Source organism: Xanthobacter sp. AM11, assembly GCF_047444035.1.
Taxonomy (GTDB): Bacteria; Pseudomonadota; Alphaproteobacteria; order Rhizobiales; family Xanthobacteraceae; genus Xanthobacter.
Window position 1 is genome coordinate 904,175 of record NZ_JBLAOA010000001.1, and the last position, 19,649, is coordinate 923,823.

At 69.5% G+C, this 19,649-nt stretch carries 15 protein-coding genes; 14 read left to right on the forward strand and 1 reads right to left on the reverse strand.

Annotated features, from left to right (window positions below; genetic code table 11):
• Nucleotides 1–11 precede the first annotated feature (11 nt).
• The 11 genes from ACI7BZ_RS04305 to hemN all read left to right on the forward strand — a co-directional run bounded on the left by ACI7BZ_RS04305 (nt 12) and on the right by hemN (nt 16,030).
• Nucleotides 12–758 (forward strand): TetR/AcrR family transcriptional regulator, encoded by a 747-nt coding sequence (locus tag ACI7BZ_RS04305; RefSeq protein ID WP_414115963.1) that lies wholly within the window; start codon nt 12–14, stop codon nt 756–758.
• A 293-nt stretch (nt 759–1,051) separates the two neighbouring features.
• Entirely contained in the window at nt 1,052–2,659 is a 1,608-nt protein-coding gene (locus ACI7BZ_RS04310) for a carboxyl transferase domain-containing protein (RefSeq protein WP_414115964.1), read from the forward strand.
• Between the two features lie 37 nt (nt 2,660–2,696).
• Nucleotides 2,697–3,473, forward strand: coding sequence for an enoyl-CoA hydratase-related protein (locus ACI7BZ_RS04315; protein ID WP_414115965.1), 777 nt, complete (start codon nt 2,697–2,699; stop codon nt 3,471–3,473).
• Nucleotides 3,470–5,470: an acetyl/propionyl/methylcrotonyl-CoA carboxylase subunit alpha gene (locus ACI7BZ_RS04320; RefSeq protein ID WP_414115966.1), complete on the forward strand. Its 2,001-nt coding sequence runs from the start codon at nt 3,470–3,472 to the stop codon at nt 5,468–5,470. The genes ACI7BZ_RS04315 and ACI7BZ_RS04320 overlap by 4 nt, the downstream gene beginning before the upstream one ends.
• Nucleotides 5,470–6,396 carry a hydroxymethylglutaryl-CoA lyase gene (locus tag ACI7BZ_RS04325; RefSeq protein ID WP_414115967.1) on the forward strand — a complete coding sequence of 309 codons (927 nt, stop codon included), beginning with the start codon at nt 5,470–5,472 and terminating at the stop codon, nt 6,394–6,396. The genes ACI7BZ_RS04320 and ACI7BZ_RS04325 overlap by 1 nt, the downstream gene beginning before the upstream one ends.
• A gap of 260 nt (nt 6,397–6,656) precedes the next feature.
• Nucleotides 6,657–7,340, forward strand: a complete 684-nt coding sequence (locus ACI7BZ_RS04330; protein ID WP_414115968.1) for an alginate O-acetyltransferase AlgF — start codon at nt 6,657–6,659, stop codon at nt 7,338–7,340.
• A 9-nt stretch (nt 7,341–7,349) separates the two neighbouring features.
• A complete protein-coding gene (locus tag ACI7BZ_RS04335) occupies nt 7,350–8,735 on the forward strand; it encodes an MBOAT family O-acyltransferase (protein ID WP_414115969.1) in 1,386 nt (461 codons plus the stop codon).
• A gap of 6 nt (nt 8,736–8,741) precedes the next feature.
• A complete protein-coding gene (locus tag ACI7BZ_RS04340) occupies nt 8,742–9,845 on the forward strand; it encodes an alginate O-acetyltransferase AlgX-related protein (RefSeq protein ID WP_414115970.1) in 1,104 nt (367 codons plus the stop codon).
• Complete coding sequence (locus ACI7BZ_RS04345; RefSeq protein WP_414115971.1) at nt 9,842–10,825, forward strand: alginate O-acetyltransferase AlgX-related protein; 984 nt, start codon at nt 9,842–9,844, stop codon at nt 10,823–10,825. The genes ACI7BZ_RS04340 and ACI7BZ_RS04345 overlap by 4 nt, the downstream gene beginning before the upstream one ends.
• Nucleotides 10,826–11,092: 267 nt before the next feature.
• The gene (locus ACI7BZ_RS04350) at nt 11,093–14,491 is read left to right on the forward strand and encodes a bacteriophage N4 adsorption protein A (RefSeq protein WP_414115972.1); all 3,399 of its coding nucleotides are present in this window, start codon (nt 11,093–11,095) and stop codon (nt 14,489–14,491) included.
• A gap of 159 nt (nt 14,492–14,650) precedes the next feature.
• Nucleotides 14,651–16,030 (forward strand): oxygen-independent coproporphyrinogen III oxidase, encoded by a 1,380-nt coding sequence (hemN, locus tag ACI7BZ_RS04355; RefSeq protein ID WP_414115973.1) that lies wholly within the window; start codon nt 14,651–14,653, stop codon nt 16,028–16,030.
• A gap of 62 nt (nt 16,031–16,092) precedes the next feature.
• Here hemN and ACI7BZ_RS04360 read toward each other — a convergent pair whose 3' ends face one another.
• Complete coding sequence (locus ACI7BZ_RS04360) at nt 16,093–16,803, reverse strand: helix-turn-helix domain-containing protein (RefSeq protein WP_414115974.1); 711 nt, start codon at nt 16,801–16,803, stop codon at nt 16,093–16,095.
• Between the two features lie 131 nt (nt 16,804–16,934).
• Between ACI7BZ_RS04360 and ACI7BZ_RS04365 the strand changes: the two genes are divergently transcribed.
• The 3 genes from ACI7BZ_RS04365 (at nt 16,935) to ACI7BZ_RS04375 (ending at nt 19,602) form a co-directional block, all read left to right on the forward strand.
• Complete coding sequence (locus ACI7BZ_RS04365) at nt 16,935–18,443, forward strand: sensor histidine kinase (protein WP_414119083.1); 1,509 nt, start codon at nt 16,935–16,937, stop codon at nt 18,441–18,443.
• A complete protein-coding gene (gene fixJ, locus ACI7BZ_RS04370) occupies nt 18,436–19,083 on the forward strand; it encodes a response regulator FixJ (protein ID WP_414115975.1) in 648 nt (215 codons plus the stop codon). Before ACI7BZ_RS04365 ends, fixJ begins: the two co-directional genes overlap by 8 nt.
• 129 nt (nt 19,084–19,212) lie before the next feature.
• Nucleotides 19,213–19,602 (forward strand): response regulator transcription factor, encoded by a 390-nt coding sequence (locus tag ACI7BZ_RS04375; RefSeq protein ID WP_414115976.1) that lies wholly within the window; start codon nt 19,213–19,215, stop codon nt 19,600–19,602.
• Nucleotides 19,603–19,649: the final 47 nt, after the last annotated feature.

A 19,649-nucleotide genomic window follows, 5' to 3' on the forward strand; every position in this document is an offset into this window, starting at 1 on the left:
TCCAGAAGGCCATGGCGCGCACCATCGGTTCCAACGGCGCCCGTACCGCCGAAGCCATCCGCCAGGCGGGCGTGAAGCTCATCTACAAGCATGGCTACGAGGCCATGAGCCTGCGCCAGCTGGCGGCCGAGGTGGGGCTGCAGTCCGGCTCGCTCTACAAATATTTCGAGAACAAGCAGAACCTGCTGTTCGACATTGTTCGCGACCACATGGAGGACCTGCTGGGCAAGGCGGAAGCCGACCTTGCGGGAATCAACGACCCCATGGCGCGCCTGAAGACCTTCTCGGCCTTCCATCTGCGCTACCACATGACCCGGATGGCGCACGTCTTCATCGCCAACATGGAGATTCGCAGCCTGGAGGACGAGCACCGCGCCGTGGTGGTGGGCCTGCGCCGCCGCTATGAGGGCCTGCTGGAGGACATCCTGCGCCAGGGCGCGCAGGAAGGGGTGTTCCAGGTGAGCGAGCCCAAGGTGGCCACCTATGCCATCATCTCCATGCTCACCGGCATCTGCATGTGGTACCGGCCCGGCGGCCGGCTGGACCAGGACGACCTGGTGGACATCTACACCGGCCTCGTGGTGGACGGCGTGACCGGGCCCGCCGCCGGGCGTGCGGCACCGCTCCTGCCCACCCTGACCGATGCCGAACCGCCGATGGCGGCGCACGAAACACCGCCCCGCAAGCCCCGGGCGGCTGCGGCGAAGGCCGGCGCGGGCAAGGCCCCGGCGGCCGGCGAGGCCCGCCGGCGCCGCTGAAGCCCGCCGCGCGCTGCCGGTGCCGCGCGCTGCGGCCGGGGACGGGAAGATCCGCCAAATGCCCCTTGCGCGTCGCAGAAAAAAACGTACGATCGTTTCCAAGCCGGCACCGACCGGCGCAGGAGGATGTCGCCCATTGGCCGCCCGCGCACCGCGCGCCGGGGTGTGTGCCATCTTCCGCCCCGTTGGCTGGCGTGCGTTCCGGTCCGATTGCATCGCATCGAGACCGGCAAACGCGCTCCGCGCCGACGCAGGAGCCACCAACACGAGTCCGATCGGGGGCCAGAGCGCACATGGCGATCATCGAGGACGCGGTAGACCGCCGCTCCGACGCATTCCGCCGCAACCGGCAAGCCCTGGAGGCCAGCGTCGCGGATCTGCGCACCACAGTGGAACGCATCTCGGAAGGCGGCGGGGAGGTCGCCCGGGAGCGCCACCTGAAGCGCGGCAAGCTCTTGCCGCGGGACCGCATCCGCACCCTGCTCGACACCGGCTCGCCGTTCCTGGAGCTGTCCCAGCTTGCCGCCTTCGGCATGTATGACGACGAGGTGCCCGCCGCCGGCATCATCACCGGCATCGGCCGCGTCTCCGGCCGCGAATGCGTCATCGTCGCCAACGACGCCACCGTGAAAGGCGGCACCTATTTTCCCATCACCGTGAAGAAGCACCTGCGCGCCCAGGCCATCGCCCGGGAAAACCACCTGCCCTGCATCTATCTCGTGGATTCCGGCGGCGCCAACCTGCCGAACCAGGACGAGGTGTTCCCCGACCGCGAGCATTTCGGCCGCATCTTCTTCAACCAGGCCAACATGTCGGCGGAAGGCATCCCCCAGGTGGCGGTGGTGATGGGCTCGTGCACCGCCGGCGGCGCCTATGTGCCGGCCATGGCCGACCAGTCCATCATGGTGAAGAACCAGGCCACCATCTTCCTCGGCGGCCCGCCTTTGGTGAAGGCGGCCACCGGCGAGGTGGTGACCGCTGAGGAACTGGGCGGGGCGGACGTGCACACCCGCACCTCCGGCGTCGCCGACCACATGGCCGAGAACGACGCCCATGCGCTGGGCATCGCCCGGTCCATCGTGGCGGACCTCAACCACACCAAGACCCACAGTCTCGACATGCGCGAGCCCCGCGCACCCCTCTACGAGGCGCAGGACATCTACGGCATCGTCTCCGCCGATCCCAAGCAGCCCTTCGATGTCCGGCAGATCATCGCCCGCATCGTGGACGGCTCGGAGTTCGACGAGTTCAAGCCGCTCTACGGACCCACCCTGGTCACGGGCTTCGCCCGCATCTTCGGCTATCCGGTGGGCATCGTCGCCAACAACGGCATCCTCTTCTCCGAAAGCGCGCTGAAGGGCGCGCATTTCGTGGAATTGTGCTGCCAGCGCAATATTCCCCTGGTGTTCCTGCAGAACATCACCGGCTTCATGGTCGGGCGAAAGTATGAATCCGGCGGCATCGCCAAGGATGGGGCGAAGTTCGTCACCGCCGTTTCCTGCGCCAGCGTTCCCAAGTTCACCGTGGTGATCGGCAATTCCTTCGGCGCCGGCAATTACGGCATGTGCGGGCGCGCCTTCGATCCGCGCTTCCTGTGGATGTGGCCCAATGCCCGCATCTCGGTGATGGGTGGCGAACAGGCCGCGGGCGTGCTCGCCCAAGTGAAGCGCGACGGCATCGAGGCCCGCGGCGGCACCTGGCCCGTCGAGGAGGAAGAGGCCTTCAAGGCGCCCATCCGCACCCAGTACGAGGTGCAGGGGCACCCTTATTACTCCTCCGCCCGGCTGTGGGACGACGGGGTGATCGACCCCGCCGACACCCGCATGGTGCTGGCCCTGGCCCTCTCCGCCGCCCTCAACGCACCGGAAAAGGAGACGCGCTTCGGCGTGTTCCGCATGTGATGGCGCGCCTCCGCCCCGCCTCGCTCGTGAGGACCAGATGAGCCTGACCACCACCGTCGAGGATGGCGTCGCCATCCTCACCATCGACCGGCCGCAGGTGCGCAACGCCTTCGACGAGGTGCTCATCGCCGCGATCACGCGCGCCTATGAACTGGCCATCGCCGACCCCGCCGTCGTCGCCATCCTGCTGCGGGCCAATGGCCCGATCTTCTGTTCCGGCGGCGACCTCAACTGGATGCGGCGCATGGCCGGCTACAGCCGGCAGGAGAACCTGGCCGACGCCATGGGTCTCGCAAAGCTCATGCGCACCATCGACCTCAGCCCCAAGCCGACCCTGGTGCGGGTGCACGGCTCCGCCTTCGCCGGGGCCACCGGGCTGATTGCCGCCAGCGACATTGCGGTGGCGGTGCCGGAGGCTGAGTTCGCCGTCACCGAGGTGCGCATCGGCCTCATCCCGGCGGTCATCAGCCCCTATCTGGTGCGCGCCATGGGGGCGCGGCAGGCGCGGCGCTACTTCCTCACCGCCGAGCGTTTCTCAGCGCAGACCGCCCTCGCCCTCGGCCTCGTTCACGAGGTGGTGCCGGCCGAGGAGCTCGACGACGCCATCGCTCGCCACCTCAAGGCGCTGAAGGCGGCCAGCCCCGCCGCCCTCGCCGCCACCAAGGCTTTGGTTGCCGCCGTGGACCGCCCCATCGATGCCCAGGTGGTGCAGGACACCGCGCGGCGCATCACCGATCAGCGCGCCGGCCGTGACGGGCGCGAGGGCGTATCCGCCTTCCTGGAAAAGAGAAAACCCAAATGGGAGGCCCTATGATCCGCCCGATCCGCACCCTGCTCGTCGCCAATCGCGGTGAAATCGCCGTCCGGGTGATGCGCACGGCGAAGGCCATGGGCATCCGCACCGTCGCCGTCTATTCGGAGGCGGATGCCGACGCCCTGCATGTGGCGAGCGCCGACGAGGCCTATCCCATCGGTCCGGCACCGGCCCGCGAAAGCTACCTTCGGATCGAGGCCATCCTCGATGCGGCCAGGCTGAGCGGCGCGGACGCCATCCATCCCGGCTACGGCTTCCTCTCCGAGAATGCCGGATTCGCCGATGCCTGCGCGGCTGCCGGCATCGTCTTCGTCGGCCCGCCCGCCTCGGCCATCCGCGCCATGGGCTCCAAGAGCGCAGCCAAGGCGCTGATGGAAAAAGCCGGGGTGCCGCTGGTGCCCGGCTATCACGGCGAGGACCAGGACGCGGGCCTGCTCGCCCGGGAAGCGGAGCGCATCGGCTTCCCGGTGCTCATCAAGGCCTCCGCCGGCGGCGGCGGCAAGGGCATGAAGGTGGTGCGGTCGGCGGACGACTTCCCCGAGGCCCTCGCCTCGGCCCAGCGTGAGGCCAAGAGCGCGTTCGGCGACGACAAGGTGCTGGTGGAGAAATATCTCGCCACGCCCCGCCACATCGAGGTGCAGGTGTTCGCCGACAGCCGCGGCAATGCGGTCTACCTCCACGAGCGCGACTGCTCCATCCAGCGCCGCCACCAGAAGGTGGTGGAGGAGGCCCCCGCCCCCGGCATGACAAGCGAGCGCCGCGCCGCCATGGGCAAGGCGGCCGTGGATGCGGCAAAAGCGGTGGGCTATGTGGGCGCCGGCACGGTGGAATTCATCGCCGAGGGCGAGCATTTCTACTTCATGGAGATGAACACCCGCCTGCAGGTGGAGCATCCGGTGACGGAGGCCATCACCGGGCAGGACCTGGTGGAATGGCAGATCCGCGTGGCGCAGGGAGAGGCGCTGCCGCTCAGACAGGCCGACATTCCCCTGAAGGGCCACGCCATGGAGGTGCGCCTCTATGCGGAAGACCCGGCGCGGGACTTCTTGCCGCAGGTGGGCCGGCTGGACCACCTGCTCCTGCCGGCCGGCCTGCCCGGCACGCGGGTGGACACGGGCGTGCGGGCCGGCGACACGGTTTCCATCCATTATGACCCCATGATCGCCAAGATCATCGTCGCCGGTGCCGATCGCCTGGAAGCCGTGCGACGCCTGGAGGCCGCGCTTGCCGCCACCGAGGTGGTGGGGCTCGCCACCAACCGGGTGTTCCTGAAGGCCATCGCCGCCCACCCCGCCTTCGCCGCAGCGGAGCTGGACACCAACTTCATTGCCCGCCACCAGGATCAGCTTCTGCCCCCGCCGGCACCGGCGGACGACATGGTGCTGGCGCTGGCCGCCCTCTCCATCCTGAAGGAGGAGGCCCGCCAGTCGGCGGAGGCGGTGGACCCGGCCGACCCCTGGTCGCCCTGGGGCCGCGCCCCGGGCTGGCGGCTCAACCGCGACGCCCATGTGGACCTCGCCTTCGCCGACGGCGAGCGCCGCATTTCGGTGCGCGCGCACTTCCGCCCGGGCGGCTTCATCCTCGCCTTGCCCGGCGGCGACGTGAGCGTGGAGGGCGAAGCCGCGCCCGACGGCTCCATCCGTGCCCGGCTCGGCGGCGTGGCGCTCACGGCCCGGGTGATCGCCAGCGGATCGCGCCTCACCGTGTTCGTGCGCGGCGGGGAATATGTGCTGGATTTCATCGACCCGCGCCTCGCCTCGCAGGCCGCCACGGGCACGGCGGGACGCCTTGTAGCCCCCATGCCGGGCACCATCATCCGCATTGTCGTGGAAGAGGGGCAGGAGGTGGCGAAGGGGGCCGCCCTGGTGGTGGTGGAAGCCATGAAGATGGAGCACACGGTGGCCGCCCCGCGCGACGGGCGGGTGAAGACCCTGAAGTTCGCCGTGGGCGACCTGGTGGACGAGGGCGCCGAGCTGCTGGTTCTGGAGGACGCCTGATGGCCCGCCCCGCATCCGTGCGCATCGTCGAGGTCGGCCCGCGCGACGGGCTGCAGAACGAGCCCGGCCTCGTGCCGGTAGCGGCCAAGGTGGCGCTCATCGACGCCCTCGCCGACGCCGGGCTGAAGGTGATCGAGAGCGGTTCCTTCGTGTCGCCCAAATGGGTGCCGCAGATGGCCGACACCGCCGAGGTGCTGGCCGCCATCACCCCCCGGCCGGGGGTGCGCTATCCGGTGCTCACCCCGAACCTGAAGGGCCTGGAGCTGGCGCTGGCCAGCGGGGTGGAGGAGGTGGCGGTGTTCGCCGCGGCGTCGGAAGCCTTCTCCGCCAGGAACATCAACTGCACCATCGCCGAAAGCCTGGAACGCTTCGCCCCCGTGCTCGACCTCGCCCGCGCGCGGGGCGTCGCCGTGCGCGGCTATGTGAGCTGCGTGCTCGGCTGCCCCTATCAGGGCGAGGTGCCGGTGGCCAAGGTGGTGGAGGTGGCCGAGCGCCTCATGGCCATGGGCTGCTACGAGGTGTCCCTGGGCGACACCATCGGCGTCGGCACGCCGGAACGGGCCAAGGCCATGGCCGCGGCGGTGGCGGAGCGGATCGGCACCGCGCACACGGCCCTTCACTTCCACGACACCTACGGGCAGGCCCTGGCCAATGTGCTCGCCTGCCTCGACCTCGGCATCGCCACCGTGGACGCGGCCGTGGCCGGCCTCGGCGGCTGCCCCTATGCCAAGGGCGCATCGGGCAACCTCGCCACCGAGGACCTGGTGTACATGCTGGACGGGCTGGGGGTGGAAACCGGCGTGGATCTCGGCCGGCTGGCCGCCGCCGGGCGCGCCATCACCGCCGCCCTCGGCCGCACGCCGGCATCCCGGGTGGCCCAGGCGCTGGCGGCCAAGGCGGCTGAGCCCCTCGGCCGCGGTCTTTGACCGGCGTGCGCTCACGGGCCGTTGGCGTTTGGGCGCAATTCAATCACATGGCGCGAAGCGGGGCCGGAGCCCGAGCCGGTGGCGGAATGGCGGGTGGCCGTCCCGCAACCATAATCCGGGTGGCGATCCGGCACGGTGTCCAGTAACCTTAACCGGAGATAGGGCCGCGCTCTCGTTGTCATGGCGGGATGCGCACCCTAACTGAAACGACGGTTTCGCGCGTTTCTCCTGCCAACGGTCAGTTCCCGGGGTCCCCGCTCATGCCCGCGCCCACCCGCATCGCACGTCGGATAGCCGGTTGCCTTGCCCTGCTGGCCCTCGTGGCGGCGCAGTCGGCCGCCGCGCAGGAGCTGACGCGGCTTTATGCGCCCAAGCCACCGGCGGGTTCCGCTTATGTGCGCGTCGTGGACCTTGCGGCGCGCGGCGCGCCCGTGGTCATCGGCAGCGGGGCTCCGGCACCGCTGGCCGCCGGGGACATCGCCACCATCTATCGCGTGGTGAAGGGCGGCGCGCCGCTGGCCGTCACCATCGGCGGCAAGCCGGCGGAAGGCACCATCGTGCCGGCGGCAGATGCCTTTTCCACCGTGGTCATTCCCGCCAGCGGGCCGGCGGTCACCATTGCCGACCCCACGGAAGGCCGCAACGACCTCAAGGCCCAGCTGCGCTTCTACAATCTCGTGCCCGGCTGCGCCGGTGCCGTGGCGGTGGCGGACGGCCCCACCGTATTCGAGGGCGTCGCCACCAACGACACCCGCCAGCGCGCCATCAACCCCATCGAGGCCCGCCTCGTGGCCACCTGCGGCACCGCGACGGCGGCGCCTTTGACCCTGCCGCCCCTGAAGGCCGGCGACCATTTCAGCCTGTTCCTCCTGCCCGGCACCTCCGGCCCGGTGCTGGCCGGCCAGCGCGACGCGACGGAACCCTATCGCGGCCCCGCGAACTGACGGGTCCCCATGGTCTTCGCCTCAGACAGCTTCCTGTTCCTGTTCCTGCCCGTCTTCCTCATCGTCTATGCCCTGACGCCCGGCATTGCGCGCAATCTTGCCATCCTCGCCTTCTCCTGGCTGTTCTATGCCTGGTGGCGGGTGGATTTCCTGCCCCTCATCGTCTCCATCGCCGTGTGGTCCTGGGCCACCGGCCTGTGGATCGCCCGCGCCGGCGGCGTTGAGCGGCGCCGGGCTCTGGTGGTGGGCATCGCCTGGCCGCTGGCCTCGCTGGTGTGGTTCAAATACGCCAACATGTTCGTCCATTCCGCCGGCGCGCTGGGCGCCTCGGTCTGGGGCTGGGAGGATGTGCTTCTGCCCATCGGCCTCAGCTTCTTCGTGTTCGGCGCCATCTCCTATTCCACCGACGTGTTCCGTGGCACGGTGCAGGCCGAGCCGTCCTTCGTGAATTATGCCACCTACCAGTCCATGTTCGGTCACCTCGTGGCCGGCCCGGTGGTGCGCTACGAATGGGTGGCGCAGCGGCTGAAGGCGCGTACCTTCCACCGCGCCGAATTCATGTTCGGCGTCGAGCGCTTCATGCTCGGCTTCGCCCAGAAGGTGCTGATCGCCGACACGCTGGCCCCCATGGTGGATGCCGGCTATGCCCTTGCCGAGCCCACCACCCTCGACGTGGTGCTGGCCGTCACCGGCTACACGCTGCAGCTCTATTTCGACTTCTCCGGCTACAGCGCCATGGCCATCGGGCTCGGCCTGATGGTGGGGCTGAAGTTTCCCGAGAATTTCGACAACCCGTACCTCGCCACGTCGCTCTCGGACTTCTGGCGGCGCTGGCACATCTCCCTGTCCAGCTGGCTGCGCGACTATCTCTACATCCCCCTCGGCGGCAACCGCGGGAGCACGGGGCGCGTCTCCATGAACCTCCTCGTCACCATGGGCCTCGGCGGCCTGTGGCACGGAGCGAGCTGGACCTTCCTCATCTGGGGCCTGTGGCACGGCTTCGGCCTCATGGTGGGGCGCGTGTGGACCAATGCCCAATTGCCGCGGGTGGGCCCCCTCGCCGGGCACGTCCTCACCCTCGCCTTCGTGATGCTGGGGTGGGCCCTGTTCCGCGCCCAGAGCTGGGAGGAGGCCGGGCTCATCTTCTCCGGCCTCGCCGGGCTGCATGGGGTGCCCCTCTCCCCCGCCATGGGTGCGGCGCTGCGGCCGATGGAATTCCTGGCCCTCGGGCTGGGCATCGGCCTCATCTACCTGCCGAAGCTGCTGCGCATCGATCCCTCCGCCCCCAATCCCGGCCATGCCCTCAGGGCCTGGAGCGCGCTGCCCCTGTTCCTGTTCGCGCTGTGGGTGCTGCAGGGACGCATCGTCGTGCCCTTCCTCTATTTCCAGTTCTGAGGAGCCATGAACCCCTTCACCGCCACCCTGGCCCGCACCCTCGCCACCCTCGCCTTCCTGGCGCTGATGCTGGCCGGGCTCGGCTTCGTGGCCACGCATCTGGCCGGTGCCGGCGGCGAGCGGGTGGCGGAGGCGGCCACCGGGCGGGGCATATTGAGCGGGCGCTTCACCGCGGCCCTCGACACCGCGGTGGTGGCCGCTCTGCCCAAGACCCCCGGGCTCGACGACCTGGCCGCCGGCCTGTCCTATCTCGCGCTGGGTGATGCGGGACCGCAGGTGCGCGGCGGCTGTCCCGGATGGCTGTTCCTCGCCGAGGAGATCCTGGAGGTAAAGGGAGGCGACGCCAACCTCGCCGCCCGCCTGCGCCTCGCCGGCAAGCTGCGTGATGCCTTCGCCGCCCGCGGCATCGCGCTCGTGGTGCTGCCGGTGCCGGACAAGGCGGAGCTCGACGCCGGAAACCTCTGCGGCCTGCCGGTGGCGCGGCAGGCGCGCCAGCGCCGGGCGGCATGGCAGGCGGCAAGCGCGCCCCTGGGCCTCGACCAGCTGGACCTTGCCGATGGCTGGCCGAAGGGTGCCTTCCTGCGCACCGACACCCATTGGAATGTCGCCGGCGCGCGCTTCGCCGCCGGCCGCCTGGCCGCGGCGATCGACCGGCGCCTTGGGCCCGGGACCACGCGGATCACCCTGGAGGAGAGCGCGCCGCGCCTGCGCGTGGGCGACCTCATGCGCCTTGCCGGCCTCTCCCGCTCCTGGCCCTGGTCCGGCCCCACGCCCGACGAGGAGCCGGAGGTGACGGCGCGGATCGCCCGCAGCGGTGGGCTGCTGGACGATGTGGCCGCCCCGGCGGTGCTGCTGGCGGGATCGTCCTATTCGCTGAACTCCGGCTTCGCCGATCAGCTCCAGGCGGCGCTGGGCCGAGAGGTGGCCCAGAAGAGCCGCGAGGGCTCGGGATTTGCCGGGGCGCTGCTGGACATCCTCGACCGCACGCCGCACATGCTCGACGGCGTGCGCCTCGTGGTCTGGGAATTCCCGCTGCGGTCCCTCACCCTGCCGCTGAGCACAGACGAACGCCGCCATCTGGCCGACCAGACACCGGGAGACGAGACATGATGCGCCCCTTCGCCCGCCTGCGCCACGCCGCCGCGGGCCTTGCCTTCGGGATCACCGCCTTTGCCGCGGCGGCGCCTGCCACGGCACAGACCAGCATCATCATGGGCAAGGACGGCTGGCTGTTCCCCGGCTGGGAGAGCATCACCACCCTCGACCGCTCCGGCATCGAGGCCGATGTGGGCCTGATCCGCGAGGCGAAGACGGCCCTTGCCGCGCGCGGCATCACGCTCCTGACCATGGTGGTGCCGCTGAAGGCCACCTTCTACCAGGACAAGCTGCCCGTCGGCACCGCCATATCGGCCGACATCGCGGGCCAGTACGACTTCATCCAGGACCAATTGAAGAAGGCCGGCATCGACACGGTGGACCTGCGCCCGGCGATGAAATCGGTGCAGACCGGGCGGCAGACCAGCTTCTATCGCGCCGATTATCACTGGACATCGTGGTCGTCGGAAGCCGCCGCCGACGCGGTGGCCAAGGCCATCAAGGCAAAGATCCCCAAGCTTGCCGGCGCCCCCGGCGGCGACAAGCTGGGCGAATGGGTCACCCAGCGCCATCTGGGCGACCTTGCCCAGCGCTTCCTCACCCCCGACCAGCAGAAGCAGGTGGGACCGGACCTTTATACCGTCCGCGCCCCGGCGCCGGCGAAATCGTCGCTGGTGGATGCGGGGCCCGCGCCGGTGCATGTGGTGGGCAACAGCTTCGTGCAGCCTTATCTCGGCTTTCCGCAGAAGCTGTCCAACGTGCTCGACCGCCCGGTGTCCCTCACCTGGAACCCGGGCAATGTGGGCCCCTGGCTCACCTTCCTGCAGTATGTGGGCTCGCCGGATTTCGCCAAGGCGCCGCCGCAGGTGATCGTCTGGCTGTTCAATGAAGGGCCGTTCCACAGCGGCCCCCAGGCGGCGGACCAGTGGGACGCCACCTCCCTCATGAGCCGGGAGACCTGGCGGGATCGGATGCTGGCCGCAGTCCGCAAATAGCTGATTTCAAATACAAAAGATTGGCTTGATCCACCCGCCGCGCCCCAGGGCCGGCGGGTGGAGCGCTTTCAGCGCACGGCCTCCTTAACGCTTCTTTAAAGTAAACAAATAGTTTACACGCGCATTTTCTTTACCCTGCCTGTTAAGGTTAACTGCGGATTAAGTAGTCGTGGCGATAGTAACGCCATGACGACCGCCATTCACTTCAGCACTCCTGAGACTCCCGCGCATCGTCGGGACCGGACAAGGCTCCTGAGGCGAATCGCCTTGGGCTTGACGCTGGCCGCGTCGGCAACGGCACTCACCCTGCCGGCGCTGGACCAGGCCCGCGCGGACCCGCCGGAGCTTACCGGCGCGGCGTGGAGCGCGGCCGACCGGGCCTATGCGGCGCAACGCGACAAGCAGTACGCACAGGCGGTGACCTACGTGCGCGAGGCGCTGAAGCTGCGGCCGGACGTGCCGCGGCTCTGGCTGCTGCTGATGGATGCCCTCGACGCCCAGGGCAAGACCGCGGAATCGGTGGCCGTCGCCAATGAGGCCATCGCCGCGGGCATCAAGGACCCGACCATCACCGCGCGCCTGCGGGCGCAGAGCAAGGTACTCGCGCAGGCCCCTTCCCTGGCCGCGAACAAGGCGCTGGAGGCCGCGAACCCGAAGGTGGCGGCGGACCTGGCGCGCAAGGCCATCGCTCTGGTGCCGGACGATCTCAGCTACCGCATGCTGCTGGTCTACGCCCTGATCGCCGACGGACAGATCGAAGCGGCGGAAAAGGCGGCGGGCGAGGCGGTGGATGTGGACCCGCGCTCCTTCCTGCCCCGGACCCTGCGGGGCTACCTGAGGGAGCGGCTCGGGCGCATTGCGGACGCCGAGCAGGATTTCGACACGGCGCTGCAGGACGAGGTGCTCACCGGCCCGACCGACCGCGACGTGCGCCTGGTCATGGCCGATGCCGCGATCGCCGCCGGCCACCCCCAGCGCGCCATCAAGCTGCTGGAGCCCCTCCAGCCCGGCGATCCGGCGGTGTCGGGGCGCCTGCGCGTGGCCCGCGCCCAGGAGAAGAACCCCAAGAGCGTGCCGGAGAACGCCCTCCAGACGCTGCCGGTGCCCTACCAGAAGTGCATCGACACGCCCTATGGCCCGGCCTGCAGCCTTGTGCCCGCCACCACCCCGCCCGGCGGCGGGGTGAGCGATACCCCCGGCTATGATGCCGCGCTGGAGGCCTTCAACGCCTATCGCGACGGCAATGATGCCCTTGCGGCCACCCGCATCCGCGAGGCCCTGAAGGACAATCCCGGCAACTCGTCCTGGCGGCGCCTGCTGGTGGACACGCTGGAGCGCGCCAAGAAGTTCAAGGAGCTGGACGAAGCCATCCGCGACGCCATCGCCCAGGGCGACAGCGACCCCACCCTTCTGGCCCTGCGCGCGGCCAACGAGAAGCGCCTCGCCGAGCCGCTGGCGGTGCAGGCCATCAAGGACATCGGACGCGGCAAGGCCGCCGCCGCCGTGACGCAAGCCCGGCAGGCGGTGGAGCGCGCCCCCGATGCCCTGGTGTTCCGCATCATCCTCATTCATGCCCTGATGGCCTCCGGCCAGATCAAGGAAGCCGAGGCCGCCGCCAGCGCCGCCGTGGCGGACAACGACAAGGAGCCGCTGCCGCACATGCTGCGCGGCTACCTGCTGCAGAAGCTGGGGCAGAGGGACGAGGCGGCAGCGGAGTTCGACCGCGCCCTCGCCAGCAACGTGCTGACCGATCTGGAAGATCTCAACTATCGCCTGATCGCGGCCAATGCGGCCATGGCCGCCGGCCAGGCCGATGCGGCGGTGAAGCTGCTGGAGCCCCTCGACGCCGAACGCAACAAGGAGGTCGCCGCGGTCCGCAAGCAGGCGGAAGCGCTGGTGAAGTCGCCCGCGGCGGCGCGGCCGGCCCTGATGGCCCCCGTGGTGCTGTGCCAGCCCACCAGCTACGGCATCATCTGCTCCATCTTCTCCGGCCAGGCCATGCAGGTGGCCGGCGCCGCGGGTCTCAACCCGGCGGCCCCCGGCTATGCGGCCGCCAGCGCCGCCTATGCCGCCTTCGCGCGGCGCGATTTTGCCACCGCCATCAGCCAGGCCCGGCGCGCGGTGGACATCGAGCCCGGCAACACCAACTACCAGGTGCTGCTGCTCAACGCCCTCACCTCGGCCGGCCGCTACCAGGAGGCGGAAGCCGTGGCCAACCGGCTGCTCGCCGGCAACCCGCGGGACGCCACGCTCCTCGTCCAGCGCGGCAACCTGCGCATGCGGGCCCGCGACTATGCCGGCGCCATCCAGGATTTCCGCACCGCCCTGTCGGCCCGCAACCTGCCTGCCGCGCAGGTGCGCATCGTGCGCTTCAGCCTCGCCGATGCCGCCCTGCAGGCCAAGCAGCCCGAGCTTGCCATCTGGGCGCTGGAGCCCCTGGCGGGGGAGGACAGCTACGAGGTGCAGGCGCGGCTCGGCTATGCCTACCTCACCCTCGGCGACAAGGAGGGCGCGCTCGACGCATTCACCCGCGCCGCCGCCCGGGCCCGCAACCGGGAAGAACGGCTCTCCATGCTTTCGGCCCGCCTTGGCGTGCTCTCCCAGCTCGGGCGCACCCAGGAGGCCCGGCAGATCTTCACCGAGGCCTACAATCGCGGCGAGCTGCGCGGCATGAGCAACGTGGATCTCGCCGTGCTCGCCAGCCAGGCGGGCGAAGACGAGCTGGCCTACCAGTATTTCTCGGAGGCCAACAGCCGCATGCAGCTGCGCGGCTCCAACCTGGTCAATGCCGGCTACAATGCCCGGCGCACCTATCACAACGCGGAAGCGGTGGAGTATTTCAAGGCCGCCATCGATGAGAACCGCGAAGGCAAGCTCCAGCTCGATCCGCAATATGCCTTCGGCCTGCGCCGCGAGGTGGCCGAACTGACACGCACCTGGGGCGCCTACGCCTCGGTGAGCTACGGCCCGGTGGGCGTCGCGCCCGGATCATACCTCGTCCCGGCCACCGGCGGCACCAACCGGACCGTCGGCGCCGGCGCCGAAATCTACTGGCGGCCCCCGGGCATCGGCTATCGGGATGGCTCCATCTTCGAGGTCTTCGTCCGCAGCTTCGGCACGGTCTATGACGAATCGGGCGGCGCCACCGGTGTGGACACCATCCAGGGATCGGTCGGCGCCCGCTGGAAGCCGCTGAAGACCGAAAACCTGGTGTTCGAGGCGTCCTACCTCTTCCCCGTCGGCCAGTATGCCCGCGACGACGTGCTCCTACGCGTGGCCTATTCCAAGGCGGAGGGCACGGACCTGCGGGTGGACGTGGACAATTGGCGGGCCTGGCAGATCTACGGCGACTACAATTATTTCGTGATGCAGCCGCAGACCATCGCCACCTTCGAGGCGCGCTACGGCCACGCCTTCCGCATGGATGCCCTCTCCGACCGGCTGGTGCTGTGGCCCTACCTCGCCCTCGGCGGCGGCTACGACACCGGGCTCGCCACCCCGTTCGCCCTGGGCGCCGGCCCGGGGGTGACCATGCGCTACTGGTTCAACGAGGACGAATACACCGCCCCGCGGTCCTATCTCGACCTCACCATGCAATATCGCTTCAAGCTCGCCGGAGACGACCGGGCGGAAGGCATCTTCGCCGGGGCGTTCCTCTCCTACTGAAGCGCGATCCGCCCGCAGGGCGCCGCGGCGCGGCCTCCTGCGGGTGGTGAACCGGCCTGCGGCCCGGCGAGAAAACACCGCTCCGGCGGCTGCGGCGCGGCGCCGCGGCCTTGCGCCACATCAAGGCAGGGCATGGGTCCACGCCGCATGGTTGCTGCCATGACCCGCCCCGATAGAGATACCCTGCTCGCCCGCTACGGGCAGCCGGTGCCGCGCTACACCAGCTACCCGACGGCGCCCCATTTCAGCACGGACGTCGATGCCGCCACCTATGCCGCATGGCTCGCCGCCGTGCCGCACGGCGCGAGCGTTTCGGCCTATGTCCATGTGCCGTTCTGCGCCGAGCTCTGCCTCTATTGCGGCTGCCAGACCGCTGTGGCCCGCTCCCGCACCCCGGTGAAGGCCTATGCCGATCGCCTGGTGGAGGAGATCGGCCGCGTGGCGGCGCAGCTTCCGGGCCGCCTCGCCCTCAGCCACCTGCATTTCGGTGGCGGCACCCCCACCATGCTGGCGGACGAGGACTTCGCCGCGGTGATGGGCGCCCTGCGGGCCGCCTTCGATTTTGCCGATGATGCCGAGATCGCCATCGAGATCGACCCGCGGGTGATGGACGCGGACAAGGTGGCCACCCTCGCCCGCGAGGGCTTCAACCGCGCCAGCCTCGGCGTGCAGGATTTCGACCCGGCGGTGCAGAAGGCCATCGGCCGGGTCCAGTCCTACGCCCAGACCCGCGACGTGGCCGACGCGTTGCGCGCGGCCGGCATCACCGCCCTCAACCTCGACCTCATGTATGGCCTGCCCCATCAGGACGTGGCCTCGGTGCGCCGTACGGTGGAGGAGGCCCTGGGCCTCGATCCCGATCGCATCGCCGTGTTCGGATATGCCCATGTGCCGTGGATGAAGAAGCATCAGGCCCTCATCCCCGAAGCCGCGCTTCCCGGCGCCGCCGCGCGCCTGGCGCAGGCGGAGGAGGTGGCGGCGCTGCTCGCCGAGCGCGGCTACCGGCAGGTGGGGCTGGACCATTTCGCCAAGGCCGCGGACCCCATGGCGCAGCGGGCGGCGGACGGCACCTTGAAGCGGAACTTCCAGGGCTACACCACGGACGACGCCCCGGTGCTCCTCGGCTTCGGCGCCTCCGCCATCGGCGCCCTGCCGCAGGGCTATGTGCAGAACATCGCCTCCACCCCCCAATGGCATGCCAGCGTCGCGGCGGGGCAGCTTCCCATCGCCCGTGGCATCGCAGTGTCTGCGGAGGACCGCCTGCGCCGCCATGTGATCGAACGGCTCATGTGCGACCTGGCGGTGGATCTCGACGCGTCCTGCGCCCTGTTCGGCTTTCCGCGCGGAACCTTCGCGCCGGAGCTGGAGCGGCTGGAGCCGCTGGTGGCGGACGGCATCGCCTTGCGTCACGGCGCGGTGGTGGAGGTGCCGGAGGCGGCGCGCCCCTTCACACGCGTGGTGTGCGCCGTGTTCGACGCCCGCCTTGCCGCGAGCCTGGCGCAGGCGCCGGAAAAGAAACGGCACGCCGCGGCGGTTTAAGCCGGACGTGCCGAGGAACAACCGCCGCGGACGTTGACCGCGGCGGGCCGGGAGGAAGCCGATCAGGAATTGAGGCGCCGCAGCGCCGAGCCGTCGCGCAGCACCACCCGGCGCGACGAGGGCAGCGCGATGGCGGCGGTCTCTTCCAGATGCGTGAGGGTGCGGGATACGGTTTCGATGGTGAGGCCGAGGAAGTCGGCAATGTCCTGGCGGGACATGGGCAGGGTCACCTCGACCCCGTTGGCGCCCTGGCAGTTGCCGGAGCGCTGCGCCATGTCGAGCAGGAAGGTCGCCACCCGCTCCTGCGCCGTCTTGCGGCCGAGGACGAGCAGATGGCTCTGCGCCCGGCTCAGCTCGGCCACGGTCAACGCCCACAAGGCATGGGACAGCTCGGCGTCATCGGTGGCGCGGGCGAACAGGATGGACCGCTTGATGCGGATCACCTTGCATTCGCTCACGGCCTCCGCGGAAAAGCGGTGGCGGGGCGCGGTCTCCCAGCCGAATACGTCGCCGGCGAGGCAGAAGGTCTCGATCTGCCGCCGGCCATCGCCAAGGAGCTTGCAAATGCGCACCGCACCCGAGAGAACAATGTAGATGTGCTCGGCAAGCTGGTCTTCACCGAAGATCTCGGCGTTCCGACCGTAGCTGGCAACAACGCCAAGGCGGCCCACCACGTCGCGGGGGGTGCGGGACTCGCTGTCTTCGCTCCACTTTCCGGCGGAAAGGGTCTGGGCGTAGGCAGTGTGGGCGGTCGCTGCGGCGGGGCTCGGCATCGGGGTGACCCTTCCATCTGTGTTGAAGAAGGGATAACCGGCAGAAGGCATGGGAAAAATTCGGATCGAATCCTTAAGTCGGTCCCCTTAGGTAGAATCACGGAGGTGGAACGCAGGTGCCGAACTACGGCATGGGGACCGGGACACAATTCTCGATTGCGGCCAGCGGAGCGCCGCGCCGGCGCATCCGCGCCATGGCGCTGGACCTGCTGCGCGGCACCGCGGCTGCTGCGATTGCGCTGGCGGCATGCCAGTTTGCGGGCATCGGCCCGCTGCGCGCGGAAGGCCTCCTGCTGGGGCTGGCCGCGGTCATCATCGTGAGCGGACGGGGCCTGGCGGCCGGAGCCGGCGCGCTGGCGGCCATGCTTGCGGGCGGGGCCGCCCTGGTCCTGGCCTTCGACGGCACTGGCGGACTGGACTACGGCGCCGCCGCGCTGTTTGTCGCAGTCGGCCTCGGCATCGCCATTCTCGGCGAACGGCTGCGGCAGACCCGGGTCGATGCCACCGCCCGCAACCGGGAGCTGCTCGCCCGCGAGGCGCACCTCTCCTCCATCCTCGACACCGTGCCCGACGCCATGGTGGTGATCGACGAGCGCGGCATCATGCGGTCCTTCTCCGCCACTGCCGAGCGCCTGTTCGGCTACACTGCGGCGGAGGCCATCGGGCAGAATGTCTCCGTCCTCATGCCGCAGCCCCACCGGCAAGCCCATGACGGCTATATATTGCGGTATCTGACAACCGGAGAACGCCGCATCATCGGCATCGGCCGCGTGGTGGTGGGCGAGCGCAAGGACGGCTCCACCTTCCCCATGGAGCTGGCTGTGGGCGAGATGCGGTCCGCCTCCGAGCGCTTCTTCACCGGCTTCATCCGCGATCTCACCGAGCGACAGGAGACGGAGGCGCGGCTGCAGGAGCTGCAGGCGGAGCTGGTGCACATCTCCCGCCTCACCGCCATGGGAGAGATGGCCTCCACCCTGGCCCACGAGCTGAACCAGCCGCTGTCCGCCATCGCCAATTACATCAAGGGTTCGCGCCGGCTGCTGGACGGCGGGGCGGTGAAGGTGGAAATGCTCCAGGGCGCCCTGGAAAAGGCCGGCGAGCAGGCCCTGCGCGCCGGGCAGATCATCCGCCGCCTGCGGGATTTCGTCTCCCGCGGGGAAAGCGAGCGGCGGGTGGAAACCCTCTCCAAGCTGGTGGAGGAGGCAAGCGCCTTGGCCCTGGTGGGCGCCAAGGAGCACGGCATTCAGGTCCGGTTCCAGTATGATCCCAGATGCGACCTGGTGCTGGCCGACAAGGTGCAGGTGCAGCAGGTGCTGCTGAACTTGATGCGCAACGCGCTGGAGGCAATGATGGAGGCACCGCGGCGACAGCTTCTGGTGCAGACCGAGCCGGCAGAGGACGAGATGGTGATGATCAGCGTCAAGGACACCGGACACGGCATTTCCGGGGAGGTCGGCGCCCAGCTCTTCACGCCCTTCGTCACCACCAAGCAGCACGGCATGGGGGTGGGCCTGTCCATCTCCCGCACCATCATCGAAGGGCATGGCGGGCGCATCTGGGCCGAGCCGAACCCGGAGGGCGGCGCCATTTTCCGCTTCACGTTGCGTGCGGTCGGCGAGGAGGTGGCGGTCCATGAGTGAGGCGACGGCATCCGACACTGCCGTGATCCACGTCATCGACGACGACGAAGCCGTGCGCCAGTCGCTCGCCTTCCTCCTGGCGACCGCCGGCCATGTGGTGCACGAGCACCCTTCGGCGCGCCATTTCGTGGAAGCCGGACTACCGGGCGCCGATCCGCACATCAGCTGCATCATCACCGACGTGCGCATGCCGGACATGACCGGCATCGACCTGCTGCAGCACCTGCTGGAAAAGGGCTGCACGGTGCCGGTGATCGTCGTCACCGGGCACGGCGACGTGCCCCTCGCGGTGGAGGCCATGAAGCTCGGCGCCGCCGACTTCCTGGAAAAGCCGTTCGACGACGTGGCCATCCTCGACACGGTGAAGGCCGCCCTCGCCCGGCGGGAGAAGTCCACCCGGCATGACGCCCTGCGCGAGCAGGTGGCCGACCGCATCGCCGCTTTGTCCCACCGGGAACGGCAGGTGCTGGAATGCCTTGTCGCCGGCCAGGCCAACAAGACCATCGCCTACGAACTGGGAATCAGCCCGCGGACGGTGGAAGTCTACCGGGCGAACGTGATGACCAAGATGAAGGCGCAAAGCCTCTCGGAACTGGTGCGCATGGCGCTGCTGGCGGGCATCACCCCCAAGGCGGCGTGACCGAATGGCAACAGTGCGGTGCATCCGCGCACCGCTTGATCTAACGCAAGGCCCGCCACCCCCTCCCAAAGTAGATTGCCGGTACCGACCACGTGGACCCACGAGCGGGTCGTGGGAGGATTGAGGGCCATGATCGCATCCGCCGAGACGCCGGGTTGGGTCGTCCACATCGTTGACGACGACCCGGCGGTGTGCAGCTCGCTGAAGTTCGCGCTGGAGATCGACGGCTTCAGCGTGTGCACCTATGCGTGCTCGGAAGATGTGCTTGCGGCGAACATCTCGCGCGGCGGCTGCATGATCGTCGATTACAATATGCCCGGCATCAACGGGCTGGACCTGCTGCGCGAGCTGGACCGGCGCGACGTCCACCTTCCCGCCTTCCTCATCACCTCCAACCCCGCCCTGCATGTCCGCCGCCGGGCCAATGCGCAGGGGGTCGCCATCATCGAGAAGCCATTGCTCGGCAACCAGCTGAGCGAGGCCGTGCGCGACAGCTTCGCGCGCTCCCACCCCTGCTGAGCGCGTCCCCACGGGACAAGCCAGGCCCAGCGGCCGTCTAAAGACTG